General features: G+C 44.9%; 25 protein-coding genes, 2 tRNA genes and 1 other RNA gene. 23 read left to right on the top strand and 5 right to left on the bottom strand.

Translation table 11 applies throughout. The features are described from left to right. The first annotated feature begins 42 nt into the window (after positions 1-42). The 5 genes from HYY55_02370 to rnpB all read left to right on the top strand — a co-directional run bounded on the left by HYY55_02370 (position 43) and on the right by rnpB (position 6,456). A complete protein-coding gene (locus tag HYY55_02370) occupies positions 43-2,376 on the top strand; it encodes a ribonucleoside-triphosphate reductase (protein ID QQG45806.1) in 2,334 nt (777 codons plus the stop codon). Positions 2,377-2,490: 114 nt separating this feature from the next. Then, the gene (locus HYY55_02365) at positions 2,491-3,321 is read left to right on the top strand and encodes a hypothetical protein (protein QQG45805.1); all 831 of its coding nucleotides are present in this window, start codon (positions 2,491-2,493) and stop codon (positions 3,319-3,321) included. A gap of 102 nt (positions 3,322-3,423) precedes the next feature. Further along, a complete protein-coding gene (locus tag HYY55_02360) occupies positions 3,424-4,419 on the top strand; it encodes a putative transporter (GenBank protein QQG46646.1) in 996 nt (331 codons plus the stop codon). A gap of 72 nt (positions 4,420-4,491) precedes the next feature. Then, complete coding sequence (locus HYY55_02355; GenBank protein ID QQG45804.1) at positions 4,492-5,796, top strand: insulinase family protein; 1,305 nt, start codon at positions 4,492-4,494, stop codon at positions 5,794-5,796. Positions 5,797-5,994: 198 nt separating this feature from the next. Further along, an RNA gene (gene rnpB / locus HYY55_02350) (RNase P RNA component class A) lies at positions 5,995-6,456 on the top strand. Between the two features lie 69 nt (positions 6,457-6,525). On the opposite strand, the gene HYY55_02345 is transcribed toward rnpB, so the two are convergent. Beyond that, positions 6,526-6,738 (bottom strand): MerR family DNA-binding transcriptional regulator, encoded by a 213-nt coding sequence (locus HYY55_02345; protein ID QQG46645.1) that lies wholly within the window; start codon positions 6,736-6,738, stop codon positions 6,526-6,528. 9 nt (positions 6,739-6,747) lie between these two features. Between HYY55_02345 and HYY55_02340 the strand changes: the two genes are divergently transcribed. Both HYY55_02340 and HYY55_02335 read left to right on the top strand, forming a co-directional pair. After that, positions 6,748-9,120 carry a tetratricopeptide repeat protein gene (locus HYY55_02340; protein ID QQG45803.1) on the top strand — a complete coding sequence of 791 codons (2,373 nt, stop codon included), beginning with the start codon at positions 6,748-6,750 and terminating at the stop codon, positions 9,118-9,120. Positions 9,121-9,128: 8 nt separating this feature from the next. Then, the gene (locus HYY55_02335) at positions 9,129-10,814 is read left to right on the top strand and encodes a hypothetical protein (protein QQG45802.1); all 1,686 of its coding nucleotides are present in this window, start codon (positions 9,129-9,131) and stop codon (positions 10,812-10,814) included. 48 nt (positions 10,815-10,862) lie between these two features. Here HYY55_02335 and cas2 read toward each other — a convergent pair whose 3' ends face one another. Then, positions 10,863-11,390, bottom strand: a complete 528-nt coding sequence (gene cas2 / locus HYY55_02330) for a CRISPR-associated endonuclease Cas2 (protein QQG45801.1) — start codon at positions 11,388-11,390, stop codon at positions 10,863-10,865. A gap of 237 nt (positions 11,391-11,627) precedes the next feature. On the opposite strand from cas2, the gene HYY55_02325 reads away from it, so the two are divergent. The 5 genes from HYY55_02325 to HYY55_02305 all read left to right on the top strand — a co-directional run bounded on the left by HYY55_02325 (position 11,628) and on the right by HYY55_02305 (position 15,469). Then, entirely contained in the window at positions 11,628-12,212 is a 585-nt protein-coding gene (locus tag HYY55_02325; GenBank protein QQG45800.1) for a hypothetical protein, read from the top strand. A gap of 291 nt (positions 12,213-12,503) precedes the next feature. Beyond that, positions 12,504-14,288: an elongation factor 4 gene (gene lepA / locus HYY55_02320; GenBank protein QQG45799.1), complete on the top strand. Its 1,785-nt coding sequence runs from the start codon at positions 12,504-12,506 to the stop codon at positions 14,286-14,288. Between the two features lie 147 nt (positions 14,289-14,435). Beyond that, positions 14,436-14,861 carry a hypothetical protein gene (locus HYY55_02315; protein ID QQG45798.1) on the top strand — a complete coding sequence of 142 codons (426 nt, stop codon included), beginning with the start codon at positions 14,436-14,438 and terminating at the stop codon, positions 14,859-14,861. Continuing rightward, a complete protein-coding gene (locus HYY55_02310) occupies positions 14,858-15,394 on the top strand; it encodes a hypothetical protein (GenBank protein QQG45797.1) in 537 nt (178 codons plus the stop codon). Before HYY55_02315 ends, HYY55_02310 begins: the two co-directional genes overlap by 4 nt. Before the next feature lie 4 nt (positions 15,395-15,398). Further along, positions 15,399-15,469 (top strand) — tRNA-Gly (locus HYY55_02305). 222 nt (positions 15,470-15,691) lie between these two features. Here HYY55_02305 and HYY55_02300 read toward each other — a convergent pair. Next, complete coding sequence (locus tag HYY55_02300; protein QQG45796.1) at positions 15,692-16,036, bottom strand: hypothetical protein; 345 nt, start codon at positions 16,034-16,036, stop codon at positions 15,692-15,694. Between the two features lie 430 nt (positions 16,037-16,466). Further along, entirely contained in the window at positions 16,467-16,832 is a 366-nt protein-coding gene (locus HYY55_02295) for a hypothetical protein (protein ID QQG45795.1), read from the bottom strand. Positions 16,833-17,118: 286 nt separating this feature from the next. Here HYY55_02295 and HYY55_02290 point away from each other — a divergent pair, with 286 nt between their 5' ends. The 4 genes from HYY55_02290 (at position 17,119) to HYY55_02275 (ending at position 19,776) form a co-directional block, all read left to right on the top strand. Beyond that, positions 17,119-17,544 carry a hypothetical protein gene (locus tag HYY55_02290; GenBank protein QQG45794.1) on the top strand — a complete coding sequence of 142 codons (426 nt, stop codon included), beginning with the start codon at positions 17,119-17,121 and terminating at the stop codon, positions 17,542-17,544. A gap of 381 nt (positions 17,545-17,925) precedes the next feature. Then, positions 17,926-18,291, top strand: a complete 366-nt coding sequence (locus HYY55_02285; GenBank protein ID QQG45793.1) for a hypothetical protein — start codon at positions 17,926-17,928, stop codon at positions 18,289-18,291. A 187-nt stretch (positions 18,292-18,478) separates the two neighbouring features. Beyond that, on the top strand, positions 18,479-18,931 hold the full coding sequence (locus HYY55_02280) for a hypothetical protein (protein ID QQG45792.1): 453 nt from the start codon (positions 18,479-18,481) through the stop codon (positions 18,929-18,931). Continuing rightward, the gene (locus tag HYY55_02275; protein QQG45791.1) at positions 18,928-19,776 is read left to right on the top strand and encodes a hypothetical protein; all 849 of its coding nucleotides are present in this window, start codon (positions 18,928-18,930) and stop codon (positions 19,774-19,776) included. The genes HYY55_02280 and HYY55_02275 overlap by 4 nt, the downstream gene beginning before the upstream one ends. A 73-nt stretch (positions 19,777-19,849) precedes the next feature. Here the strand turns inward: HYY55_02275 and HYY55_02270 are convergent, their stop codons facing one another. Beyond that, a complete protein-coding gene (locus tag HYY55_02270) occupies positions 19,850-20,278 on the bottom strand; it encodes a hypothetical protein (GenBank protein QQG45790.1) in 429 nt (142 codons plus the stop codon). Between the two features lie 75 nt (positions 20,279-20,353). Here HYY55_02270 and HYY55_02265 point away from each other — a divergent pair, with 75 nt between their 5' ends. The 7 genes from HYY55_02265 (at position 20,354) to HYY55_02235 (ending at position 25,767) form a co-directional block, all read left to right on the top strand. Continuing rightward, the gene (locus HYY55_02265; GenBank protein ID QQG45789.1) at positions 20,354-20,986 is read left to right on the top strand and encodes a leucine-rich repeat domain-containing protein; all 633 of its coding nucleotides are present in this window, start codon (positions 20,354-20,356) and stop codon (positions 20,984-20,986) included. A gap of 78 nt (positions 20,987-21,064) precedes the next feature. Beyond that, positions 21,065-21,140 (top strand) — tRNA-Thr (locus tag HYY55_02260). A 376-nt stretch (positions 21,141-21,516) separates the two neighbouring features. Further along, positions 21,517-22,254: a hypothetical protein gene (locus HYY55_02255; protein ID QQG45788.1), complete on the top strand. Its 738-nt coding sequence runs from the start codon at positions 21,517-21,519 to the stop codon at positions 22,252-22,254. 73 nt (positions 22,255-22,327) lie between these two features. Next, positions 22,328-23,122, top strand: a complete 795-nt coding sequence (locus HYY55_02250; GenBank protein QQG45787.1) for a succinylglutamate desuccinylase/aspartoacylase family protein — start codon at positions 22,328-22,330, stop codon at positions 23,120-23,122. Between the two features lie 107 nt (positions 23,123-23,229). Further along, a complete protein-coding gene (locus tag HYY55_02245; GenBank protein QQG45786.1) occupies positions 23,230-24,102 on the top strand; it encodes a PCRF domain-containing protein in 873 nt (290 codons plus the stop codon). A 40-nt stretch (positions 24,103-24,142) separates the two neighbouring features. Beyond that, positions 24,143-24,823, top strand: coding sequence for a cell division ATP-binding protein FtsE (gene ftsE / locus HYY55_02240; protein ID QQG45785.1), 681 nt, complete (start codon positions 24,143-24,145; stop codon positions 24,821-24,823). Between the two features lie 74 nt (positions 24,824-24,897). Beyond that, positions 24,898-25,767: an ABC transporter permease gene (locus HYY55_02235; GenBank protein ID QQG45784.1), complete on the top strand. Its 870-nt coding sequence runs from the start codon at positions 24,898-24,900 to the stop codon at positions 25,765-25,767. Positions 25,768-25,776: the final 9 nt, after the last annotated feature.

Here is a 25,776-nt window from a genome sequence, read left to right as displayed (position 1 = left end):
ACGGTTTTGTCCGTGGCGGAGTATAATTGAATTAATATGGCAATGACGGTTGTTTCAGCAAAAAAAGAAGAGGCCGCAAAAAAATTTTTATCCGCCGGAAAAGAGCCGGCGGGTTCGGTTTTAAAAGAGGTCCGCAAACGCGACGGTCGTATTGTGCCTTTTGACACATCCAGGATTGTGCGGGCAATTTCTTTGGCAATGGAGGCGGTCAAAGAAAGAAACGGCGAAGGCGATTTGAAAAATGATCCTATTCGCGTGGCCGACTCCGTGATTAGAGAACTGCGCAAAAAATTCGTTAATGGCGGAACGCCGGGCATTGAAGACATTCAGGATATCGTAGAGCAGCAGCTCATCTTGATGGATTTTCCCAAGACGGCCAAGGCCTATATTCTTTACCGCCAAAAAAGATCTGAAATCCGCCAGGCCCGCAGAAAAGTCCCCACGGAGCTCAAAAAACTTGTCCGCGAGTCAAAAAAATATTTTAGAAATCCCCTAGCCGAGTTTGTTTATTACCGCACATACTCGCGCTGGATTGAAGAAGAAAATCGCAGAGAGACTTGGATAGAAACAGTAGATCGCTATATGAATTTTATGAAAGAAAATCTGGGCGATGATTTGCGGGACGAGGAATATCAGGAACTTCGCGCGGGGATTTTAAATGCCGAAGCAATGCCTTCAATGCGTCTTTTGCAGTTTGCCGGCAAAGCGGCCAGAGCCACCAATGTCGCCGCTTATAATTGTTCTTTTATCGCGCCGACGAAATTAGAAGATTTTGCCGAGATGATGTACGTTTCAATGTGCGGCGCGGGAGTTGGTTTTTCAGTTGAGTCGCAGACCGCCCAGCAGCTTCCGCAGATTAAAAAACAAACCGGAGAAAAATTGCCGGCGCACATTGTCGAGGATTCAAAGGAGGGCTGGTGTAACGCTTTAACCCTCGGACTTAAGACCTGGTTTTCGGGCAAAGACATTGATTTTGATTTTTCTAAATTGCGTCCCGAGGGCGCGCGCTTAAAAACAATGGGAGGAAAATCTTCGGGCCCCGGACCGCTTCGCGATCTTATGGATTTTTCGCGCAGGAAAATTTTGGCGCGTCAGGGAAAACGTCTTTCAAATCTTGATGTTCACGATATCATCTGCAAAATAGGCGATATTGTTGTCTCAGGAGGCGTTCGGCGCTCGGCTTTGATTTCTCTTTCCGACCTTGATGATATTGAAATGCGCGATGCCAAAAAAGGCCAATTTTACATAAAAGAACCGCAGAGAATGCTGGCCAATAATTCGGCGGTTTATAATGAAAAGCCAACCGCCACTCAATTTTTGGAAGAATGGCTGGCGTTAGCCAAATCCGGCTCCGGTGAGCGGGGAATTTTTAACAGAGGCGGATTAAAAAACCAGCTTCCGGCACGCCGCTGGAAGATTGTTAAGGAAGATGTTTCTACCATGGGCACAAATCCGTGCGGCGAAATTTTGCTGCGCTCAAAATCTTTCTGCAATCTATCCGAAGTGGTTGCCCGGGCCGAAGACACAGAGGAAACGCTTTTGCGAAAAGTTCGTTTGGCGACGATTCTGGGAACTTACCAGTCAACGCTGACCGATTTTCCGTATCTGTCCAAGGACTGGAAAAGAAACTGCAATGAAGAACGGCTTTTAGGCGTTTCTATTACCGGCCAATGGGATTCGCCGGCGGCAAGGAATCCGGGGGTCTTAAAAAAATTACGTGAAGAGACTGTTCGGATTAACAAAGAATATGCCGCCCGTTTCGGCGTTGCGCCCTCGGCGGCGATAACCTGCGTTAAGCCATCCGGCAATCTCTCGCAGACAGTAGATGCGTCAAGCGGGATGCATCCTCGGCATTCGGAATATTACATCCGTAGAGTCAGAATTTCCGCCACCGACAGCCTGTTTCAAATGTTAAAAGACCAGAAAGCGCCTTATAAGCCGGAGGTGGGGCAAGCCATGGGTTTGGCTAATACTTATGTCATTGAGTTTCCGGTCAAAGCGCCGAAAGGAGCGATTTTTCGCGATAATCTTTCAGCCATTGACCAGCTGGAACACTGGAAAATTGTTAAACAAAATTTTACTGAGCATAATCCATCGGTGACAATCTCGGTGGGAGATGACGAATGGCTTGATGTCGCGCATTGGCTTTATAAAGAATGGGATATTTTAGGCGGCCTTTCTTTTTTGCCGAGAGAAGACACGGTCTACCAGCTGGCACCCTATGAAACTATTACCAAAGAGCGGTATGAGGAAATGAAAAAGAATTTTCCGGCCATAGACTTTTCTCAAATTGTGTTATACGAAAAAGACGATACCACTGAGGGAGCGAAAGAGCTTGCCTGCGTTTCGGGTGTGTGCGAAATTCAGGAACTATAATAGGCATTGAATCCGCCGAAAAACTTATGCACAAGTTTATTGGCGTTTTACGAAGTATAATTTAAGCAGGTCCGAACATTAATAATTTTTCCGCAGTGCCGTCGGGGAGGCACCATGAAGAAACTTAAGTTTCTGGGAGTTACTGTTTTCCTGCTTTTTGTTACGCTGTTTTTTTTGGCGTTCAAATCCGTAGAAGGAGATAATGAAATTATTCCTGATAATATCGCTATCGTGTCGCTTGAAAATTATAATCCGGCGACGGGAGCGCGGCAGGTGTGGGCTCAGGTAGGCGGCCTTATCGTCAAAGATGGCCGGCCGACCGTTGTTACTCCGGCTCATGCCCTGATTCATATTTCCAGAACCGTCGGCGTCTATATCGGAAAATATTTTTTAAGCATTCCGAAAGACTCTGTTGAGATTCTTCTGGAAAGAGATCTCGCGTATATTCCTCTTCCGAAAAATTACCCCACGGCTTCGGCATTTAAAATCGGAAGCCAAGAAACGGAAATCGGTGAATTGTTTATTGTTGGCTTTGTAAGATCGCAAGATTTTTTTGAAGACAGGGCAGTCTATTCGTCGGTTAGAGGGGCCGCCATTAAAATGAAATTCGTCAGAGGTCAGCTGACCTTTCAAGACCGAGGGACTTTGTGCCGGCTTGTGAAAAATGTGAAATTGTGCGCTAAATATGGAGCAATTTCCGGCCTTTACGATTCCACGGGAAATATTCGTTTTCAGGATAGACAATTGTTTATGAAATGGCTCAAGGAAGAGCCGGGCATTCTTTCCGACCGGATGGAGGCGTACAAACCGGATTCAGAAATGCCCTATGTCAGCGGCTCTCTGATTGTAGATGAAAAAGGTTTTTTGCGCTCTATTATTGTTCGTCGAACCGAAAACTGCGGGAAAAACTGTTTTTTAATCGGGTCTTTGCTTTCGGGGAAATAAAAAAGCGCGGCTTAAACCGCGCTTTTGCTAATTCAATTTTTTGTGCTACAGTTGCGCAAGAATTCGTCATTTGAAACTAAAGATACATCAGGAGGACGGCTGGTGATAAAATCTTTTTTCTGGTCAAAGAAATGGGCTTTGTGGGCCTACGGCGCGGGCTTCTTGTTGATACTTCTCTCTTCTTCGCTTGTTTATCTTTCAGTGTTATTTAATCGGTGGCAAAGAGATTTTTATAACATAATGCAGGCTCCGAAAAGCTATGCGCTCCAAGATTTTTACGGGGGTCTCGGACGATTCGCGTGGCTTGCCGTGTGCTGGATTCTTTTATCAACGATTATGAATTTTATAGCCCGCCACTATGTTTTTAGGTGGCGCACGGCCATAACTTTTGATTATCTTCCGCGATGGAAAAACGTGCCGGTTAAAATTGAAGGCGAAAGCCAGCGTATGCAAGAAGATCCGGCTCTCTTTGCGGATATTTTAGAATCCCTGGGGCTCAAAGCGATGAATGCCGTTATGACGGTGGTGGTATTTTCTCCGATTTTGTGGGGTTTAAGCAATGAAGTGAAGTTTTGGATTTTAACCGATATCCCGGGCTCGCTGTTTTGGGTGGCGCTGGCAGTAAGTATTGGCGGAATGGCAATTACTTGGGGAGTCGCTTACTTTCTGCCGAAACTCGAGTATAACAATCAGGTGGTTGAGGCCGCGTTTAGAAAAGAATTGGTTTTGGCCGAAGACGATAAAACTAACCATTCAAACATGTTAACGCTGGCGGGTTTATTTACGGGAATTAAAGTTAATTATTTCCGTTTGTATTTGCATTACGGCTACGTCGACTTGTGGCTTAGTATGTATAATCAGATGATGGTTATTTTGCCTTTTATTATTATGGGCTCAAGTTTAATGGCTGGAATCGCGTCTCTAGGAATCGTTATCCAAATATCCGGAGCTTTTGGAGAAGTGCGTTCAAGTTTAGCCGTGTTTATTGACAATTGGACAAGAATCACAAGATTGCGCAGTATTTGGAGGCGCTTGCACGAATTTGAGGCGAACTTGGATAAGTATCAAGTCGTTGAAGAAAATTCTGCGGGGGTTTAAATAAAATTGACTTTATAAACCACGCCGCGCTATGATAAGCGCGGTTTTTCTTTTCCAAAAAAGGAGGCGGAAATGTCCGAGGGTGGGGATGTTGTAAACGGTGGTATTGGTTTTATCGGTAATCACAGAGTCGGCCAGCTTTCAAATGGCATAAGAGTTGTAGTTGAAAATAGGCCGGCATCGGAAGTTGTCGCTTTTTACTTTTTGGTCGGCGTTGGTTCCAGAGACGAAGACGATGAAGTGGTCGGCGTTTCGCACGCTCTTGAACATATGATATTTAAAGGGACTCCTTCAAGAAATGCTATGGACATTGCCCGCGAAATGGAAGGCAACGGAGCGACGATTAACGCTTTTACCGGCGTGGAGAGAACGGGTTATTGGTTTTTAGCTCCGGCCGTGCGTTTTCAAGAAGTTCTGAGGGTTTATGCCGATTCTTTGCATTATAGCTTACTTGCTCACGAAGAATGGGAAAAAGAACGGCAGGTAATTTTGGAAGAGAAGCGAATGTATGAAGAAAATAATGCCGCTTGTGCGCCGGTGGTTCTTTTGCCCGAGGCGATGTTCAACCTTCAGATGGGCATTATTGGTTCCGAAAATACTATTCGTCGTATCGGCCCCGAGGACATGCGCGCTCTTATAAAAAAGTGGTACTTGCCGGAAAACATTGTAATTTCAATTGCCGGAGGGATAACTTTTGACGAGGCACTTAGCGCTGCCGAAAAGGCCCTTGGTAATTTCGGCCAAAGTTGGCAAGTTGGCTCCGGCCTCATGTCGCGCTGTTTTCTGCCGTACCAAAGCAAGACAAGATATATAGAAAGAGTTGGCAGATTTGATCAGACCACGATTGCCGCCGGTTTCAGAATCGGCGGATATCATAGCCCATATAGGCATGCGGCAAGAATTTTGGCGGATATTCTTGGCGGAAAAATGTCCTCGCGTCTTTTTTCGGAAGTCAGGGAAAAGCGCGCGCTTGCTTATCGTGTGCGTTCAAGCACGGATGAATTTCGCGATGCCGGTGTTTTTAACATAATGACAATGACCACCAAGCCGGTGGAGGCCTTCAAGGTTATTATGGTTGAAGTTGAAAAAATGGCCCGCGAGCCGGTCAGCGACCAGGAGCTTGTTGATTCCAAGTTTTTGCTAAATGCCGCGGATATGAAGATGGAGTCGGCCGGCGGTTTTGCGGCCAAAAACGGCTCAAATGTTTTGAGATACGGCCGGATGGTGAATCGCGAAGAGGAGGAAAGGCAAGTTGCCGGGGTGACAAAGGATGATGTTCTTGGCGTGGCTTATAGTCTCCTTTCACTCGGCCAGCTGACGGTTGCCTTAACCGGACCAGAATCATTAGAAAAAGAGATTGCTCTTTTTTTGAATTAAAACGTTTATATTAACTTGGACACGGAGTGTCCAAGTTTTTTGTTTATTTAGTTTAAGACGGGCGAGTTTTTTGTTTTAAAATCCGCTTAACATATCCTAACGGCCGTTAGGATATGTTAAGTCGGTGCATTACTCAACGCATTACCCAATTTTTTGTTTTATTTGACTTTTGAATTTAATTATGCTATATATAAATAAGTTGCGCGTTGAATGGTCGCGGGGCACAGTCTTGTGTCCCGAGGAAAGTCCGAACACTACATTGAAATTCATTTTTAATGTGTAAGCGATGGATAACATCCATCGGCCCGGCAGTAATGCCGGGCTAGGGAAAGTGCCACAGAGACGATACTAGTTTGCGAAGCAAACTAACCCTGAATAAGTTCGCCGAAGGCGAACGCATTGAAGGGCAACCCTTCGACTGTGCTCAGGGTGGTTCTTCCGAACCAAAGGTGAAAAGTCTGCGAGTGTCTTTATGTCCATTTTGGGCTCTATGGCTATCGCAGTTCGCAATAAAGTAATTTATTGCTGATGGCAAACCCCGTTTGGTGCAAGGCCGTATCCGCCTCATAGGCGGAGGTGCCGCTTGATTCCATAAAGTAATTTATGGAACAGATAAATGACCATCTAAAACAGAATTCGGCTTACGGACGCGCAGCCGAAAACACCCCGCAGCTGCGGGGTGTTTTCTTTACCCTGAGCTTGTCGAAGGGTTAATGGCTTGCCAAAGGATTAATCCTCTATGAGTCGGACTTTCAATTTTCTGGGCCTTCTGCCCTCAAAGCTTTTTAGAAATTTTTCTATGTCCGAAAAAGTATACAGGCGATAATTGTTGACCGGGTGCCTTATGGCCACCAGTTGCCCCTTTTTATCCCAATTGCGCAAGGTCAGCGGGGAGACTCCCAGATATTTAGCTGCCTCTTTGATTGTCATATATCGTCCCATTACTTTATTGTGCATAAGGTTGTTTTGCCAGTCAAATTGGCTTATGATACTATTTTGAATATGGCTGAAAATTTAGCTGAAAAACCACTCTCTTTTTCTTTATGGGACAGAGCGGGGCGCTGGTCGGTTTACTTGCTCGGCTTTCTTGTTCCGTTTTGGGTTTTGCCTCTTACTTCAAATCCCCTGGGCACGAACAAAGTGGCCTTATCTTATCTTTTGATAATTGTCGCTTTTCTATGCTGGCTTGTCGGTCGGATTAATACCGGAACGGTTACGCTGCCAAAAAATTATTTGGCTTTGACGCTTATTTTTATGGCGGCGGTTTGGTTTATGTCCGGTGTTTTTTCATTAAGCCCGCATGTTTCTTTCTACGAATTAAATGACGACGCCTCAAGTTTCTTTGCCGTTTTGATGTTTGTGATTGCCGGATTTGTCGCTTATTTTTATCTGCGCACTCCGAAAGAAGTATTTTTTTGGTTCTCGGCCCTGTTTTCATCCGCTCTTCTTATTTTTATCTTTCAGCTTTTGCGGGTTGTTTTTGGTTTCAGTTCTTTTTTGGGAATTAATTTTTCATCAGCATCTTCAAATCTCTTTGGTTCCTGGACCGAACTCGGGATATTTTTCAGCGTGGTGGGAGTGCTTGCGCTTTTTCTTTTTGAGGTTTTGACCGAACGCAGGCTTCGCGCCGTTTTTATGGGGCTGTCTTTAATTTCGCTCGTCGTTATCGTGATGGTCAACAATCGTATTATTTGGTGGGTAACTTTTTCTTTTTTGCTGGTAATAATGGCCTACCTTTTATCTTTGAAGCCGCGTAGAATAAATATTTTTAGCGCAACGCTTTTGGCTTTAATCGTAGTGCTTTTATTTATCCAGGTTCCGGCAATTTCTTCGTCAATTATTTCTTATTTAGGATTGGGCGATCTTGAAGTTAGGCCGTCTTTCCCGGCTTCCTGGACGGTTGTGCAAAAGACGCTTGAAGAAACTCCTTTCCTTGGTTCGGGTCCGGCGACTTTCGTATACGATTGGCTGCGCTTCAAACCGCTTGCCGTCAATGAAAGTATTTTTTGGGCGACCCGTTTTTCAAGCGGAGTCGCGTTTGTGCCGTCTCTTTTGGCCTCGGTCGGCATTTTGGGCTTTGCCGCTTTTTTGTTAGTCGCACTTTCGTTTTTTTATTTTAGTTTAAAGGCCCTTGCCGGCTCCGGGCAGACAAAACTTGACCCTATTTTTGTTTTGGTTCTTTGCGGTTCCCTGATGATTTTTGTTTATTTGTTCGTTTACAACGTCGGATTCACCTTAACCCTTTTTCTGTTTTTGTTTTTGGGCATGTTTATGGCGCTTATTTCCGAGCGCCGCCTGGCTAAAGAGTATAACATCGCTCTTTTCCAAAGTTCAGGAATCGGATTCATATCGGCTCTGGCCATCATATTTCTTTTAATAGTTTCTTTTTCCAGTTTTTACATTTTCGGACAAAAATACGCCTCGGCTTACTTTTTTGGGAGAGCCGGTCAATTAAGCGCGGTTGGTGATGCGGCTGGAGCGCGCGGAGCTCTGGGTTTGGCGATTTCTTTGGACCAGCGCGATTCTTATTTTAGAGCGGCGGCCGAATTAGATTTGCAGGACATGGCTTTATTGCTCAATAGAGGCGACCTTTCCGCTGACGATATAAGAGGCGGATTTCAGAGTTTTTTAAGCCGGGCCATACAAAACGCGCAAACCGCGGTCAATCTTAATCCAGCGGAAAATCTTAATTGGATGGCTATGGGGCGCGTTTATGAAGCGGTGATTCCTTTTCAGGTTGCTGGGGCTTCGGAATTTGCCATGAGCGCTTACAAAGAAGCCGCGGCAAGAAATTCCACAAGTCCCGAACCTTTATTGGTTCAGGCCAGGGTGGCACTGGCCTTGAATCAGCTTGATCAGGCCAAGGGCTTGCTTGAAGATTCTTTGAAACTTAAAAGCAACTATACTCCCGCGCATTTTCTTTTAGCTCAAATAGAAGACGCGCAGGGCAATACTTCTAACGCTATTCTGCGCGCTGAAGCGGCGGCCGTTTTGAGCCCGAACGATATTGGAGCGCTGTTTCAGCTCGGTTTGCTTTACTATCGTTCAAACCGCCTGGATAACGCTCGCGTTGTTTTTGAAAGAGCGGTTGCTCTGAATTCAAACTACTCAAACGCCAGATATTTTTTGGGCTTGATTTACGACCGTCTGGGAATGAAGCCCGCGGCCATTGAACAATTTGAATTGATAAAAAGTTTAAATCCTCAAAACGCAGAAGTGGATCAGATATTAAGAAATTTGCGCAATGGAAAAAGCGCCTTGTCCGGAATATCCCCGCCGGCGCCTAGGCCCGAAGCCCGCCAAGAGCCGCCAGTCAGGGAATAGGCCGTTCAATGGTCAGAAAATTTTTATCGTCTTTGAACCGAGAGGTGGCCGGCGTTTATCAGGCCGCTTTGCTTATTGGTTTATCAAGCGTGGCCGCCAAATTTTTGGCGCTTTATCGTGACAGATTGCTCGCCGGCTCTTTCGGCGCCGGAGCAACTCTTGATATTTATTTTGCCGCTTTTCGCGTTCCTGATTTTTTATATTCAGTTCTGCTCATATTTTCAACTAGTGCCGCGATTCTCCCGATTTTTGTGCAGAAAGAAAGCCGCGGATCGGGCGAGGTTAAAAAATTTATTTCGCGGGTATCCGGTCTTTTTTTTCTGGTTGCGGCCCTGCTGATTTCGGTCTCGTTTTTTTTAATGCCCTACATTTCAGCTTTTATCGCCCCGGGATTTTCTGTGGCGAGTTTTGACCAACTTATCAATTTAAGCCGCGTACTTCTTTTATCTCCTTTGCTCTTGGGTTTCTCAACTCTTGTTTCTAATGTCCTTCAAGCGCATAGCCGTTTTTTTATTTACGCCTTAAGTCCTATTCTCTATAATGTCGGTATCATAGCCGGCATTTTGTTTTTTTATCCGGCAATGGGTCTTTCGGGACTAGCTTGGGGCGTTGTGCTGGGCGCCTTGCTCCATTTTTTAATACAGGTGCCGAGTTTGGTTTCGCTTGGACTTTTTCCGGGCCTGACTTTTAAAATTTTCAGCCGAGATGCTTTGGATGTTCTTAAACTTTCCATGCCGCGTTCGGCCGGACTCGGTTTTAATCAGTTGGTTTTGATTGTTTTTACGGCCATGGCGTCGGCCATAGGCGCGGGTTCCATTGCTGTTTTTCAGCTGGCCTATAATTTATTCAGCATTCCCTTGAGCGTTGTGGGGCTGTCTTATAGTGTCGCCACTTTTCCGACCATGGCCCGTTTTTTTGTTGACGGCAAAAAAGAAGAATTTGTTTCGGGCGTTGTTTCTTCCCTGCGCCATATTATTTTTTGGTCGCTTCCGTTTGTGGTTTTGTTTATAGTTTTACGCGCGCACATTGTCCGCGTAATTCTGGGCGCCGGAGTTTTCAGCTGGTCTGACACGCGGCTGACCGCGGCCGCTTTGGGATTATTCAGCGTATCCATATTGGCGCAGGGCATAGTTTTGCTTTTGGTGCGGGCGTTTTACGCTGCCGGACGCACCGCTTTTCCTCTTATCGTGAACGCTATTTCGGGTTTGGTAACCGTTGCCATGGCCGCGGGCACTTTATATCTTTTCAAATCAAATACGGCTCTGCTTTTTTTGGGTAAACATATTTTGCGCGTTGAGGACCTAAATCAGACCTCGGTCCTTTTGCTTGTACTTTCATTCAGCATAGGCAGTGTTATTAATGCCGTTTTGCTGTGGTTTGGTTTTAACCGCTTTTTCAAGACCCTTGACGGAACGCTTTTACGTTCGTCTTTGCAAAACGCGGTTTCGGCTCTGATTTTAGGAGCGGTTTCTTACAGCGTTTTGCGAATAACCGGCGGATTTTTTGATCTCCAAACTTTTTTGGGCGTTTTTTTCCACGGGATATCAGCGGCGCTCTCCGGTCTTATTTCGGCCGGAGCATTTCTTTGGTTTTCAGGGAATCGCGAAATCCGCGACATAACCGAAGCTCTTGGCCATAAATTTTGGAAAAGCGAAGCCGTCGCGCCAGAACCCCGAAGCGCGATTGAGGGATAGGGGATTGGGCCGAAAATATTAATAATCTAATAAAAGCGATCGCCCGTATTAGATTATCTCTTCTATAATAAAAAGTTTGACGTAAGGAATGGAGCGGTATGCCCGTATCGCTTCTTCTGTTTCTTTGTGCACGTCGTAAGGGCACACCCAAACGCTTTTTTGTAGTTTTTGATACCCAAGATTTATCAGCGCGTTTCTGAACAATTCTCTTGCGCGTCTTTGTTTTTCTGGTATATCGAAAATAATCATAATCCATTTATTATCTTTTCGCTTTTTCTTTTTTACGAATTTTAACTTTATTCTCAATGCTCTTTCGGCGCCTTTCGGCGTGAGAATAACGCCCCTTGTTCCTTTGAGCGCCTTTACTTGAATATATCCTCTGTTTTGCAGATTTTGTACAAATTGACTGAAACCTGTTCGCGCGCTTGATCTTTGATACTCGCGTTTTAAGCGATGTATTTCAGGATAGACTATTTCGTATGGTGTGCGCGGGGCGAAAAAGTCATATGTTTTATCAAGCTCTTCAGTAAAATCATACAATTTCCACAAAAATTCGTCCGTAATAGGTAGCCGCATAATGTTTAATTATATATGATTTTACACCAATAATCTAATAAAAGCGATCGCCTGTATTAGATTATACGCTCTGTTTTATATTTGGTGTTCCGTGTTTGGGCGAGGTTTGGTTTGACATTTTGGTGCGGGCGATTATAATACGGTCGTAGTTCTTTTCAGCTCGCTTCTGCGGGCCGGCTCTATGTGGAGCCGCGTCCAAGGAAGGCGCCTTCTCCGCTTAAGAAGGAGGTGAAGCGAATGAAAAAAATGCTTCTGCTGTTTGCAGCGGCCCTTTTGTTTGTTGAGTTGAGCGTTGCCAGTAACGTGGGTGCGAGCATCATCGGCCTTTATCACTATTGGGATGGCGATAAAGTAACCGTGTTTATCAAGGAGGGTAGACCCTTCTTGAAAATTGAGATTGCCGGTTTTCCAGATTTTCCGCAATGTCCGGGATTTCAAACCTACCGCAGAACTCCCTTTTCAGGACGACTTGAGATGACAAGCCTTACGCCTGCCGAAAAGTTCTTTTATGAATCCAAAGGAATGTCGGTGGACAAAGGAACGGGCTTCGCCCTCTGGGAACCAAGGCAGTGCCTTGAGACAATCTGGGGACATCCAAGAGATAAAAAAATACCCAAAAAAACTCTTGTCCAGGAACTTGATATATACAAAGAGTTTTTCTCCCACTTCACAAACAAAGAAGAATTGATTCGGGATTTTGAATCGGGAAAATTTTTTCTCGTCGTAGGGTTTCAAGTAAAAGCTGGTTATGAATCGGCGCTTCGCGAGGTTTTTTATACATACCAGAACGCCGTTTCAGGAAAGGTTCTTATCGGCAACTAAACGATAAAAATATGCGACGGCCGTGGGGTCGCCGTATTTTTATTTATCTTGAAATAAGTTAGAATATTTATTTATGCCCAGTACAATTACACCGATTGTGTTCTTCTACACTTATGTTCCGCATAGCGATAAAGATGGCGATAATTACAGGCCATTGAAGTTAATATATTATGAAGCATGTTTAAACAAAGAGGACGCTCAACAAAGAGAAAGATATTTAAAAACCACAAGGGGTCGAAGGTGGTTTGGCATGAGATTGCGAAATTATAAATCGGTGTAATTGTACTGGGTATGCAAAATATCCGAAATTTCGTCATCATCGCTCACATTGACCATGGCAAGTCAACGCTGGCTGACCGGTTTTTGGAATTGACCGGCACAATAGAAAAAAGAAAAATGCGCGAGCAATTTTTGGATTCAATGGAATTGGAGCGCGAACGAGGCATAACCATAAAAATGCAGCCGGTCCGGATGAACTATCAACTATCAACTATCAACTACCAACTGAATTTAATAGACACGCCAGGACACGTTGATTTTGCTTACGAAGTTTCACGGGCTCTGGCCGCGGTGGAAGGGGCGATTCTTTTGGTTGACGGCACTCAAGGAGTTGAAGCCCAGACGATTTCTGTTTTGGATATGGCTCGCGAATTGAAGCTGAAAATAGTTCCTGTGGTCAACAAGATTGACCTAGCGGGCGCAAGGGTAGAAAAAACTGAAGAAGAAATACAAAAGATTTTAAACGTCGGGACTGAAGAAATTCTTAAAGTATCCGGAAAAACGGGCGAAGGCGTTGAGGAACTTTTAAAAGAAGTCGTTGAGCGCGTTCCTGCGCCTTCAGGGAACGTTGAATCGCCGCGCCGCGCTTTGATATTTGATTTTGATTACTCGGCTCATCAAGGAGTCATCGCCTACATCCGAGTTTTTGACGGCATTTTCAAAAAAGGCGACGAGGTAAAGTTGGTGCGGTCAGGAATTAAGTTCACGATACAAGAAATAGGCGTATTTAAGCCAAACCGATCTCAGGCCGCCGAATTGCAAGCCGGAGAAATAGGATACATCGCGACCAATATAAAAAATCCGTCCGAGGTTAGAGTGGGAGATACGCTTACGTCTGTCTTGAATCCGGCTCCGGCCCTGGGCGGCTATCACGAACCCCAGTCGGTAGTTTGGACAAGCGTTTATCCGTTGAAAGAAGATGATTTCAGCGATTTTAAAAAAGCAATTTTACGCCTGCATTTAAGCGACACCTCTTTTTCGTACGAAGAAGAATCTTCAAGTGTTTTGGGCCGCGGGATGCGTTTGGGTTTTTTGGGCATGCTGCATTTGGAGATAGTTCTTGAAAGATTGGAGCGCGAATTCGGAATGAAAGTCGTTGCCGCGTCTCCCACCGTGGCCTACGAAATAAGTATGAAAAATGGCGAAACAAAATTTATTTTCGCGCCATCCGAATTCCCGAACGACCACGATATTTTATCGGTTAAAGAAAGGTGGGCCGATTGTCGGCTTATAGTTCCTTCAGAATATTTAAGCCCCAGTCTTAAGCTTATTCAAAGCCGCGAGGGATCCGTTTTAAGCACTGATATTTTCGGCGAAAACCGTATTTTGATTCAAGCCGAAATGCCCCTCCGCGAGCTGATGCGCGATTTTTTTGATGAATTAAAAAGTTCCACGTCCGGTTACGCCTCTTTTTCCTACAAGCCCGGCGATTTACGTGAAGCTGATGTGGCGCGCCTTGATATTTTGGTGCATGGCAGTATAGTTCCGGCTTTCAGCCGGGTGGTTTCCAGGTCTCGTATTGAGCGCGAATCCAAAGACGCGGTTGAAAAACTTTATTCAATTTTACCCAGAGAGCTTTTTGCGATGAAACTTCAGGCACAATCTCTAGGCAGGATTATAGCTTCAAGAACTTTGCCCGCGCTTAAAAAAGATGTTACCGGATATCTTTACGGCGGCGACAGAACACGCAAGATGAAGCTTTGGTCCAAGCAAAAAAAGGGAAAAAAACGCCTCAAAGAATTCGGGCGCGTTCAGATTCCCCATGAGGTTTTTATAAAAATGATACGACGGAACTAGAAAACGCTTATCAGCGGGATGATAAGAAAAATTATCATCGCGATAATGGCTAAAACGCTGATGGCAGTCCAGATGGCGCCGTATCTTTTCTTATTTTTAGGGCTTAGAAACATGCCGTTATCATAAACCCCGGCCGTCAATTCGGCAATGCCAAAAAATGATATAATAAATTTAATGGCCGGTTTTAAAAGGCGAAATCCGAACCAAAAATTGATTTATTCCCGTCCGGTTTTGGCCGTTATGTTTTTGATGCTTATTTTTTTGGGGCAGGCCGCGATAAAAGCGTATATCGGGGCAAGAGACGCCCGGACGGCTTATATTGGGGTCAGGGAAGAGCGCGCGGATATCGCGATTAAATCGGCCGATTTGGAAAAAAGACTGGATTATTTATCCAGTTCTTACGGTCTTGAAAAGGAATTGCGCCGGCAATTCGGTTTAGCAAAACCCGGCGAGGAATTGATGACTATAATTGACCGCCGGCAAAAGGGCGCGGACAACGAACCCGGAAAATTTTCGTCTTTTTTGTCTGAAATCGGCGGCTTTTTTACCGGTCTTTTCAATTTTAATCGATGAAATACGTTTTTTATATTTTGGCGGCCTTGGTCGCGCTGGCGCTTTTATCTTTTTTTACAGCGAATCTTCGCGTTTACCCGCTGATTAATGTAAACGGCAGTTCCGTTTGGGCCGGAAAATATTACGACCGGCTTTCGGGCCTTGAATATTATCGGAGAGCGACCCTGGAACCGATTGATGAAGAAACGGCGAAACGAGGCATAATTATATCGCTGATTATGAATGAATTGATTGAATCCGAGCTTGAAACGCGAGGAATTGACCGTAAAGAAGCTAAAAAAAGAGTTGAGGCGGCCTGGCAAAAAGCTGCCGACAGCCTTGAAAATGCCTCCCGGAGTCTTTATGGTTGGAGTGTTGATGAGTTCAAAGAGTTTGCTCTTTTGCCGCAGGCGCGCCAGGACATTTTGTCGGAAGTTCTGCGAGAAGAGGGCGGAGATTTTAACGAGTGGTTAAACGGCGCGCTGGTCAAGGCCGATGTCAAAATTTATTCTTTGCCGTATGAGTGGACAGATGGCGTGCTGGTTAAAAAATAATTTCGCGGGTATGGTCTAATGGCATGATGCGACCTTCCCAAGGTTGAGAAGGGGGTTCGATTCCCCCTACCCGCACACTATTGGACTTTTGACGTTTTAGCCGCGCTAAAGTTATTTAAATTTCAAAAATCTTGGAGGTTCTAACATCGTTACATTCCCTGTATAGGGAAAGAGAATCGCTTTTTACGCCGACGATAATTTCTTCTGAAAAAGAAAGGATATTGTGATAGTTCAATAGAGGTTCTAACAAAAGAGGTCCCTGTTGGACCTCATCTATAGTGTTCAGCTCGCAAAATATTATTCAGGTTCAACGTAACGGAGGCGGAAGCTGTTTTCAAAATCTGCGCTGGCGTTGAAATGTTTGGGCCTCTGGCTTTCTAAAGCAAGGCTGCTCCATTCTTCGTCAGAGAATCCTGCCAGAATCGCATCTTTGCCTTTGTTCTCCAGCGAAAATCTGTAGGCTAGCCACGCCTCACTATTTTCCAAGATCTGTATAGACACCACTACTTTTGAAGGATCTTTCTTGTTTTGCAGAGCATATATCAATATTGTATTTTTTTCTCCTCCAAGATATTTGGGCAGTATAAGCCCGATTGCTAATCCAACAATGAGAATAACAGCACTACCAAGAAGATTTTTCATACCCAGTGTCTCCTGTCGAGGGGTTTGAACTGTCTATGTTTCAATATACTTCCTATAAGCAAAAAAACAATAGGCTGATGAAAATTTCGCTTTCTATCAGCGTTTTAGAGCGTTTCTAGGGCGCAGTAAACCGTTATCCAAAAGATCAGGTAGCGCCTTGAGAGAGGTTCTCCTTCTTCGCTAAAGCTTCGAAGGACGCAGTAACACTTGCCCGCCGTAGCCTTGGCGAAGGCGGGTCGTCTATAAAAGTGCACTTTTTAAGACTTTTTCTTTGCCCTACCGTAGCTTTACTGTGTCCGTCCGAAGTCTCTGACGAAGGAGGATGCGTAGGAGAGGCGCCATCACACATCAATCGCCATTTCTATTTCAGAAACCTTGGAGGTTCTAACAAAAAAGCCCACAAGGTGTGAGCAATAGCACTTTTAAATATTTATTTTACTTTTTCTAGTTCTGGCCCAAAGTACGTAGCATCTTTCTTTTGCCCACACTTGGGACATTTGTAAGTGACTTCGTAATAGAAAACATGCGTTTTGGGCAATCCGCCCAGCCACTTATTCCAATATTCTTCATCTGGCGGCTGCGGTCCAAAAACTTTACTGATTCTCCCATTGAATCGGTATTCGCCACCTGACGAGCATACACGCGGCTCCATTGAGTTGGTTACTTGATCACTGACCCTAAACTTCTGCTCTTCAACTGGCATACCCTCACATTTTTGAGCATCGGATTTCTTTCTGTATTCAGCGCCACATACTGAACATCGCCAAAGTGTCGTTTTCTTCACAACCTTTCTCATGCACATTCCTCCTCGTATCCTGTGCTATTTAAATATTGCTTATTCTACTGTTAATAATAATCATTTAGAATTTATAGTCAAGATAACGACTCGCTACTCTCTATCAGCGTCTAACAATATTTCTGAAGCGAATTAGACGGCAGTCCACAGAATTCAAATCCGCCAAAACAGAGGTTCTAACAAGAAAACTCCGGTGGGTTGTTTTTTTATGTGTCGGTGGTACTTTAGAAAGAGGCGCCGCATTTCAAAGTTTTTTGTAAGAAAGGTCCTCCCATAGGAGAAGAAGATGCTCAAAAACGCCGCCTGTTCATTGCTTATTGCGTGTTTTTTACTGGTATCGGTTACTGCCTATGGCAACAGTGACAAGTCGTTGGGGTATCGCTATCGTGCGTCGTTTGAAATCAACGACAATATAGGGAAAGCGACAGTGCATGTTTACACTAACACCTGGGTTTACAATCCGAATCAAGGTGATGTAAATGTGTGGCTTGCCAACCCTCATCCAGACATAAGGCCAACAGGGACTTTTGGTTCTGTGTTTGTTATCGGTTGTTCCATGCTTGTCGGGAAAGGCATATTCGTGATTGAAAGGCCAAACACGGCCGAAAACAAGGTTGAACAACACGAAAATATGATTATTACGCATTCTGTTTCGGTGTATGATTTCACAGAGGAGGTAGAAATAAAGTTCGACAGATCAAAGTGCCGCTAGTAATTTTCACTAAGTGTAAAGATACTGCGCTGGACGCGAATTCCAGCGCTTTTTTTATTCAACAACCAACTTCAAAAAGGTTTTGACCCCAGTACCAGAGCAAAGCTTGGTACGGGGCAAGCCTGTTCTCCTAAAGTGCACTTTATGAGACTTTTTCTTTGCCCTCCGTAGCTTTACTGCGTCCATCCGAAGTCTCTGACGAAGGAGGATGCGAAGGCGGGTACAGGGAAATGGAACTTTTTGTTGCTGAATAATAATAAAAATCTTCTTTGCCACTGAACCATAACGAAAACCTTGACAGAATTTATATTGCGTGCTAACCTCTCTGTTAGAGAATAGGCGTTTTGTTAGCCAAAAGTTTTTTGAAAAAGGAGGACTCGAATGTCAAAAATAGTCCGAATAATTAAAGGCGGCAGGTATTTCGTTAGTTTTGATTTGGCGCCAATCAAAGAAGCGCACGGGGATAAATTAAAAGGAATTACTATATGTGTGAGTGATTCCGAGAACGAGGCAGTGCAATGTGTCGATTACTCCATTTATTACACAGATCCTTTCTGGGTCGGTAATTCGCTTGCCGGTGGCGTTAAGCTTATTGATGAAGAGCGAAACGGTTCCGGAATGGCGAACCAAGGGGGTACTGATTGGAAAGAGGGGATGGATTCCTCTGAAGCACTAAGCATATTATCAAGAATCCTGAATGCCCTTTTGGAAGCAGAAAAAATCGAGGTAGCGCAAGAACACCCTTGATCTAATAACATCAGAAAATTTAAGACGCCACCTCGGCAACGGGGTGGCCTTCTTTTTTAGTTATTTTTGAACATTGTTAGTATAGTGAACTTTTGCAAAGGGTAGTCGGCGTTTATCCACAGCGCAGAATATCTACAGAGGCGCAATTTGCTATCATATTAATATAACAGCTTAATTTTTATATTTTATGCCCTCAAAAAACGCTGTAATTTTAATCATTTTTATCGTTTTGGTTGTCGCTGTTGTCTATTTCTGGCAGGCCGGGTCCAGGCAAGCCGGAGAAACATCGGCGGTCATTGACTCGGATACGCCGTTCCATTTTCAGGCGATTGTTACATCCATTGATGCCGGAGGCAAACTTTATTTTGTTTCCGGATTTGACAGCGACCTGCTCTTGAAGAAAGAGGTGATTATCCGTCGGGACGCGACCATTCAGATTACGGCGGGCACGCAATTCGCGAAACTTGAATTCAGCGGCGAATCCGACGGGCGAGGGGGGCAGAAATTGATTGCGAGCCCCGCGGTTTTTTCAGACGCGCATGTCGGCGATCCTATTATGGTTAAGGCGGCAGAGGCGTATCGGAATTCACGTGTTATCACGGCAGGCGCCATAGATATTCTTCCGCTTTTCACACAGTGATTAAAATGTTGAGCCGAGTTTTTAAAAATATATTTTTGTCCGGATTTGCGGCGTTCTTCGTTTTCGGCGTCGCTTTTGCCGCGTCAAACGAGAGCGTTTCTTACACGATTACGGCGTCAGGAAGCCGGAATGAAGATACGCAGTCCGGCTATTGGGAGACCATTACAAGTGGCTATTGGGAAGAACAGCAAAGCGGTCGTTGGGAGATTGCCGGCGCTATAGGAGTGGTTTGCGTGCCGGAACAAGTAGGCGGAGCGACTAGCGAGAGCGGCGGCAGTGTTAATTGCCATGAAGAGAGCTTTTCCGACTGTTCATCATATTGGAATCAAATGCCTTCCCTGCACGATGTCATTTATGCCACTGAATTTCGGTGTCAGGAAAATCGCGTGTGGCGCGATACGTCAACAAGGGAATGGCGCGAAACCTCAACGCAAGTGTGGCATGATACTTCAACAACCGAGAAGAAATCCTGGTCGGCGAGCGAAAGCGGATCGTTTACGATCGCCTGCGAAACGAATAAATACATCACGACTTCCGCCCTTCGTTCTCCGAACGGCAATACATCGTGGAGCGTAACTGACAATAATCAGTCGGTTACCACAAGCATGAGCGGTCCGAATCTATACGCCACGAATGTTTCGGCTGAATGCGGGGGTCTTGGCGCGCCTGCGGGACAGTCTCAAGGACAGGGCCAGCAATCCGCGCCTTCCGCGCCCGGGCAGGGCCAGCAAGGAAACGGCTTGCCGTCTGAACCTCCTGCTCCGTCCGAGCCATCAGGCCCGATTTCACCTCCCGCGCCATCCGAACCTCCAGTGCAACAGCCGCCCGGATTTATAGAGTTTTAAAATTTTGTTAATTCAATAATAAACGCGACATTAAGAAGCGTTTAATTCTAAGATTGAAAAGATTGAATTCGGTTTAGTTTTTCTTGCAAAAAATAATGTCAAGATATGGGGGTATGTTGCTTGAAGAATTGGATATGGTGCTGAAATCGTGACCGTGATCTCCCGCAACTGAATTGGCTCCGCCTTGGGGGCTTGCGTTTTGCGCGATAAAAGTTCCAACTCCTCCCTGAACAAGATGAGTGTGCGTGCTTGCGCCTCCTGTCGCGCCGTATGTGTCCGAGCCTCGAGCAAATCGTCCGTCAAGGGCGTTAAAACGAGTCCATTCCGACGGACATGATTCCGTGAACATCATAATCGCGCCCGAAGGCACCAGCGCGATGGATACGTTGCACCCCGGAGGCGCGCAGGCCGGCTCCTGCCAGGCGGCAATGACGTATTGGACGGCGAAGTATAGGCCCGAGGCAAGAATAACTGCCAGAAATGTTTGCGCAAACCGCTTCATTATTTTTTATAATAGCGCAGAGATTCGTTATCCGCAAAAGAACTTATTAACAGAATTTGTTATACTATATTATATATGGATGTTTTGAGGCCGAAAATTGAGGCAAAATACGGAATAATCTTAATTATCGCTTTGGCGGGCCTTTTGTTTTTATTAAGCATCTTGCCGGCCCGTAAAAAGGCTGAAACCGTTATAGCGCCGCCGGTCGAGCCATGCGCGGATGTTGATATTTATACAGACCTTAAAGTCGCGCTTAAGAATCCCGAAAAAGTCTGCGTGCTTGATTTGCGCGGTTCGGCGGCTGAAGCCGCGCCTGAGCATATCGGCCGTTTCCAAAATCTGCGGGAGCTTTATTTAAATAACAGCAATCTTTCCGAAATTCCTCCGGACATTTTTAAAATGGAGAATCTTTTAGTGCTCGCGCTTGATAATAATAAATTCAGCCGTATCCCGCCGGACATCGGGAAACTTTCAAATCTTTCGGTGCTGTCGCTAAACGCGAATCTTTTTCAAAAATTTCCCAGAGCCATATTATCGCTTGGAGGATTGTCCGCGCTCTACATGAGTTCTAATGAACTTACAGCTATCCCTGATGAGATCGCGCGGCTGAAGAATCTCTCGCTTTTGTTTCTGGAGGGCAACAAATTTAATTCCGATGAACAGCAGAGAATCCGTGCACTGCTCCCGAACGCGGAGATATTTTTTTAGTTTTTGCGTCCTCTTTATTTTTTTCGTAAAATCTTTAAACTATTAATTGGTTGAAACAGTTGTACTCGCCAAAATTGTGCCGGAGTAGCTCAGTTGGCAGAGCAGTGCTTTCGTAAAGCAAAGGTCGGGAGTTCGAATCTCCCCTCCGGCTCCAAGATTTGACTTCGCTCGAACCTACTTTATCAAAAATTCGTGAATTAAGGAAGTCGCCCCGTCGCCGCTCGCCTCAAACTGCTTGGCGAAATTGTTGATATCAAAACTAGGATTTGCTATCATCTCAATATACCTATGAAACTCAACCGAAACATAATTTCATTGAATTGGTGGTGGGCTTTGCAGACTTACTCGCAAAGTCCTAGTTTTGCTTTGGCCTAATATATCCTCCTAAACCCAGCCATCAAAACTCCTCTCGGACTTAGCGAGAGGAGTTTTTAGTTTGTGTTGATGGCTGGATATTTTATCAAAAAATGCGTAGCCACCAGCACGAATGTCGTGCTGGGCAGTTCTTTCAAAATAAAAGGAGGTAAGCCATGAGAACTTTCGGTGTTGAGCGAGAGCGCTTTATTGTAAACGCTCAAGGCAAAATCGTTCCCGCGATCGGTGAATTGCTTCCACGCGTATATCAGATCGCCCGTGAACGAGGAATGCCAGAGAAGCAGTTCGGTTTCGAACTCTTTGCTGGACAGATCGAGGACAGGACGCCGCCGTGTCGTGACATGGCAGAGGTAAGGGAGGCACTCGTCGCCAACGACGAAGTGCTGCTCAAAGCAGCTTCCGAACTCGATCTGGCATTCGACCATTCAGAGTTCGCAGAGGAAGAGCGGGTTGTCGCATTCGAGGTCAATCTGTTTGACAAACGCCACCAGAAAATCTGGGTATCAATTCCGCACGAAAGACGTGTAGCCGCATCAGTGGTAGCCGCTGTCCATGTCCATATTTCGGTAAGCGGTGAGGAAGCGGTACAAATCCTCAATCTCTGCCGGAAAGACATCGTTGATCGCCTCATTTTTCTTGGCGACCACTCCGGCTCCAAGAGAATCAACGCGTACCGGACTATGGCGGAAACTGATGGCGTTCCTCCTGTGTTCTCCGACTTTTCGGGGATGATGATCTACATCACTTCAAAAGGAGGAGAAAAGAACGTTTGGGATCTCATCCGGTTCAAACCGTCCACGGGTACGGTCGAGTTTCGGATGTTCGGCGCAACGCCAAGTATCACGGAGATTATCGGATACATTGATGCTTGTCGCGGCGTATGCGAGATCTAAGTCGACAGATAGGGGTTGTCGGCAACGACAACCCCTATTTTTAACAAGTAGTCATAAACGCTAAAATATAAACATGAAAATTATACTTAACATTTTAACTCACGGCGACGAAAGAATCGGGTTAAAAGTCGTGAGAGAAATAAAAAAATTGAATATTGATAAAGACACTCTTGTTGCACAGGTTGCCAATAGGAGAGCTTTTGAATTACGAAAAAGATTTATTGATCAAGATTTAAACCGATCGTTTCCCGGCAAAAAAGAGGGCAATCACGAGGAGAAGCTCGCTTACAAGATTTCGCCAATTGTAAAATCAGCGGATATTGTAATTGACATCCATTCCACAAAAAGCGAATTAAAAGATGCCGTTATCGTTACGAAGCTCGATATAAATACAAGAAAATGCATCGAAGCAATGCGACCCAAGTACGTGCTGATTATGAACGCAACAAGAGATACCGCTTTAATTTCCCAAGCGAAAATTGGCCTCGCTTTTGAATATGGGAAAGACAATAATTCAATCGCGCTTAAAAAGATCGTAACGGATATTAAAAAATTATTTTGTTACATTGGCCTCGTTGATATTAAACTACCCAAAAGCAAAACGGTCGCAAAGTATTTTGATGTTGTTTCTGAAGTTGCCAAACCAAAAGGATACAAATTATTAAAGAAAATCAAAAATTACAAGATTATACATAAAGGCGAAGTATTTGCCACGAATGGTAAACATGAGCTTATAGCGGAAGAAAATTTTTATCCGATACTTTTTGGAGAAAAGAACTACAAAACCATTTTTGGATTTAGGGGCAAAAAATATTCTAAATCTTCGCCAAGCAGTTTGAGGCGAGCGGCGGCGGGGCGACTTCCTTAATTCACGAATTTTTGATAAAGTAAGTTCGAGCGAAGTCGTAAAGATACTCCAAGATTAATTTCCCCGTTTTTATTGAAAAACAGAGGTTTTTACGTTAAAATAGGCAGATGAGCGAATTTTCCAAAGAAATTAAGCGGCTTGAAAAGCAAATGCTTGAGCTGGATTTTTGGCAAAACAAAGAAAAAGCGCAAAAAATCCTAAAAGAGCTTAATCAGCTTAAGGAAAAATCCAAATCTGGAAACAAATACGATAAGGGCGATGCCGTAATATCAATTTATTCCGGAGCCGGAGGCGATGACGCCGAAGATTGGGCGCGAATCCTTTTTGAAATGTATGCTCGCTTTGTCGGCAAAAAGAGCTGGAGCTTCTCCGTTCTTCATGAACATAAAAATGAATCGGGCGGGTATAAGAATATTACTTTTGAAGTTGGAGGCAAATCGGCTTACGGCAGTCTTAAGGGCGAGTCGGGCGTGCACAGACTTGTTCGCGTTTCGCCTTTTTCGGCCAAAAAACTGCGCCACACCTCTTTCGCTTTAGTTGAAGTGATGCCGAAAATGGTTTTGCCCGAAGACGTTGAAATAAAGCCCGAAGATATTGAAACCGGCTTTGCCCGTTCTTCGGGTCCTGGAGGACAAAATGTAAATAAGCGCGAAACCGCGGTGCGTCTGACTCATAAACCCACTGGCATCAGCGTTCATGTGGATACAGAGCGCTCGCAGGTCCAAAATCGCGAACGGGCAACGGAACTTTTGAGGTCGCGGCTTTATCAGTTGAAAATTTCCCAGGAAAAAGAGAAAATTGAAGAGTTGCGTCCTGTTTCCGGAAAGGGCACTGCCGAATGGGGACATCAGATCCGTTCGTACGTTTTTCATCCCTATAAAATGGTAAAAGACCATCGGACAAATGTTGAGACCTCCAATGTTGAAGCGGTGCTCTCGGGAGAATTAGACGAATTTATTGATGCCGAGTTAAATTTGTAGTTTTTAACCCCGCATAAATTTTGCAAAATATTAAATTGGCATGATTTATTTCGATAAAGTTTCAAAAATTTATTCGCCGACATCCGCGGCCTTGGAGGATGTCAGTTTTACCGTTGAGCCGAAAGAGTTTGTTTCAATTGTCGGGCATTCGGGAGCTGGCAAAACTACTCTTTTAAAAATGCTTTTGGCCGAGGACAAACCGACTTCGGGAAAAGTTTTTTTTGAATCAATAAATGTGCATGAAGCAACCAGGGACGAATTACCGCAAATTCGCCGCCGGATCGGCTCCATTTTTCAGGATTTTCGGCTTTTGCCGACCAAAACCGCCTACGAAAATATTGCTTTTGCCATGGAAGCCGCGGATGCTTCCGATGAAGATATTGCTAGTGACGTGCCGCAGGTTTTGGAATTGGTGGGATTGACACACAGGTCTCTGCATTTTCCGCATGAACTTTCAGGAGGAGAAAAACAGCGCGTGGCAATCGCCCGCGCCATTGTCAATCGGCCGGATGTGGTTTTGGCCGATGAGCCCACCGGAAATCTTGACCCCATGAACACGCGCGAAATCATCGAACTTTTGAAAAAAATAAACAATTTGGGGACAACGGTTATTCTTGCCTCCCACAACTACGATATCGTAAATTCGCTTGAGAAGAGGGTTATAACTCTGGAAAAAGGACGGGTGGTTCGCGACGATAAAAAGGGCCGCTACGTCATTTGATTTAAAATTAAAAAAATAAAAGTTAAAATATAAAAATGAAAGTCCAGCTAAGAAGGGTGATAAAGGAGGGGACGGTGAATTTTTGGCGAAACGGCTGGGTTTCGCTCGCGGCCATTTTGGTTATGGTGCTGGCTCTTTTTATGATAGGCTCGCTTATTTTTTCCAATGTTCTTCTGACCTCGGCCCTTTCGCGCATAGAGGAGCAGGTTGATATCGGCGTTTATTTCAAAAAGGATTCAACCGAAGAAGAAATTTTAAACGCCAAATCGGCGCTATCTCAATTGGCGCAGGTAAAATCCGTTTCCTACGTTTCGGAAGAAGAGGCGCTTGATAAATTCAGAACCCGCCATGCCGCTAACGCCTTGATAACCCAGTCGCTTGACGAGCTTGGCGAAAATCCATTGCAGGCGAGTTTGAATATCCGCGCGAAAGACCCCGACCAATATGAAGTTATCGCGCGATTTTTGGATTCAAGCGCTTATTCGTCGCTGATAGATAAAATAAATTATTTTCAGAATCAGGTGGTTATTGAGCGGCTTTCCGGATTTTTGGCCGCGGCTCGCGCTACCGGTTTCGGCGCCACAGTCGTGTTTTCTTTAATCGCGATGCTTGTTGTCTTCAATACCATACGTCTCGCGATTTATACATCGCGTGATGAAATTTCGGTTAAGCGTTTGGTCGGCGCGACCCGCCGCCACGTGCGTTCGCCTTTTATGATTGAGGGAGTTCTTTACGGCGTAATTTCGGCCGTAATTACCATAGCGATTTTTTATCCGATAACTTTATGGCTTGGTCCGGCTACGGAAAGATTTTTCGGGGGGCCGAATATTTTCGGATATTATCTTTCAAACTTTTTTATGATTTTTCTGATTCTTCTGGTAATTGGCGTGGTTCTCGGCGTAATTTCAAGCTCGATTGCAACCAGGCGGTATTTGAAAGTCTAATGTTTCCAG

The organism is Candidatus Niyogibacteria bacterium, from assembly GCA_016432485.1.
In the GTDB taxonomy this organism is placed as follows: domain Bacteria; phylum Patescibacteriota; class Minisyncoccia; order HO2-45-28; family HO2-45-28; genus HO2-45-28.
The sequence above is the reverse complement of the archived record's forward strand: the minus strand, read 5'-3'. Positions and strand labels throughout refer to the sequence as shown.

Excerpts from the sequence above, each read along its gene's own strand:
- HYY55_02370 (QQG45806.1), top strand. The coding sequence starts at position 43 with ATGACGGTTGTTTCAGCAAAAAAAGAAGAGGCCGCAAAAAAATTTTTA.
- HYY55_02365 (QQG45805.1), top strand. The coding sequence starts at position 2,491 with ATGAAGAAACTTAAGTTTCTGGGAGTTACTGTTTTCCTGCTTTTTGTT.
- HYY55_02355 (QQG45804.1), top strand. The coding sequence starts at position 4,492 with ATGTCCGAGGGTGGGGATGTTGTAAACGGTGGTATTGGTTTTATCGGT.
- HYY55_02345 (QQG46645.1), bottom strand. The coding sequence starts at position 6,738 with ATGGGACGATATATGACAATCAAAGAGGCAGCTAAATATCTGGGAGTC.
- HYY55_02335 (QQG45802.1), top strand. The coding sequence starts at position 9,129 with ATGGTCAGAAAATTTTTATCGTCTTTGAACCGAGAGGTGGCCGGCGTT.
- cas2 (QQG45801.1), bottom strand. The coding sequence starts at position 11,390 with ATGCGGCTACCTATTACGGACGAATTTTTGTGGAAATTGTATGATTTT.
- HYY55_02325 (QQG45800.1), top strand. The coding sequence starts at position 11,628 with ATGAAAAAAATGCTTCTGCTGTTTGCAGCGGCCCTTTTGTTTGTTGAG.
- lepA (QQG45799.1), top strand. The coding sequence starts at position 12,504 with ATGCAAAATATCCGAAATTTCGTCATCATCGCTCACATTGACCATGGC.
- HYY55_02315 (QQG45798.1), top strand. The coding sequence starts at position 14,436 with ATGCCAAAAAATGATATAATAAATTTAATGGCCGGTTTTAAAAGGCGA.
- HYY55_02310 (QQG45797.1), top strand. The coding sequence starts at position 14,858 with ATGAAATACGTTTTTTATATTTTGGCGGCCTTGGTCGCGCTGGCGCTT.
- HYY55_02300 (QQG45796.1), bottom strand. The coding sequence starts at position 16,036 with ATGAAAAATCTTCTTGGTAGTGCTGTTATTCTCATTGTTGGATTAGCA.
- HYY55_02295 (QQG45795.1), bottom strand. The coding sequence starts at position 16,832 with ATGAGAAAGGTTGTGAAGAAAACGACACTTTGGCGATGTTCAGTATGT.
- HYY55_02290 (QQG45794.1), top strand. The coding sequence starts at position 17,119 with ATGCTCAAAAACGCCGCCTGTTCATTGCTTATTGCGTGTTTTTTACTG.
- HYY55_02285 (QQG45793.1), top strand. The coding sequence starts at position 17,926 with ATGTCAAAAATAGTCCGAATAATTAAAGGCGGCAGGTATTTCGTTAGT.
- HYY55_02280 (QQG45792.1), top strand. The coding sequence starts at position 18,479 with ATGCCCTCAAAAAACGCTGTAATTTTAATCATTTTTATCGTTTTGGTT.
- HYY55_02270 (QQG45790.1), bottom strand. The coding sequence starts at position 20,278 with ATGAAGCGGTTTGCGCAAACATTTCTGGCAGTTATTCTTGCCTCGGGC.
- HYY55_02265 (QQG45789.1), top strand. The coding sequence starts at position 20,354 with ATGGATGTTTTGAGGCCGAAAATTGAGGCAAAATACGGAATAATCTTA.
- HYY55_02255 (QQG45788.1), top strand. The coding sequence starts at position 21,517 with ATGAGAACTTTCGGTGTTGAGCGAGAGCGCTTTATTGTAAACGCTCAA.
- HYY55_02250 (QQG45787.1), top strand. The coding sequence starts at position 22,328 with ATGAAAATTATACTTAACATTTTAACTCACGGCGACGAAAGAATCGGG.
- HYY55_02245 (QQG45786.1), top strand. The coding sequence starts at position 23,230 with ATGAGCGAATTTTCCAAAGAAATTAAGCGGCTTGAAAAGCAAATGCTT.
- ftsE (QQG45785.1), top strand. The coding sequence starts at position 24,143 with ATGATTTATTTCGATAAAGTTTCAAAAATTTATTCGCCGACATCCGCG.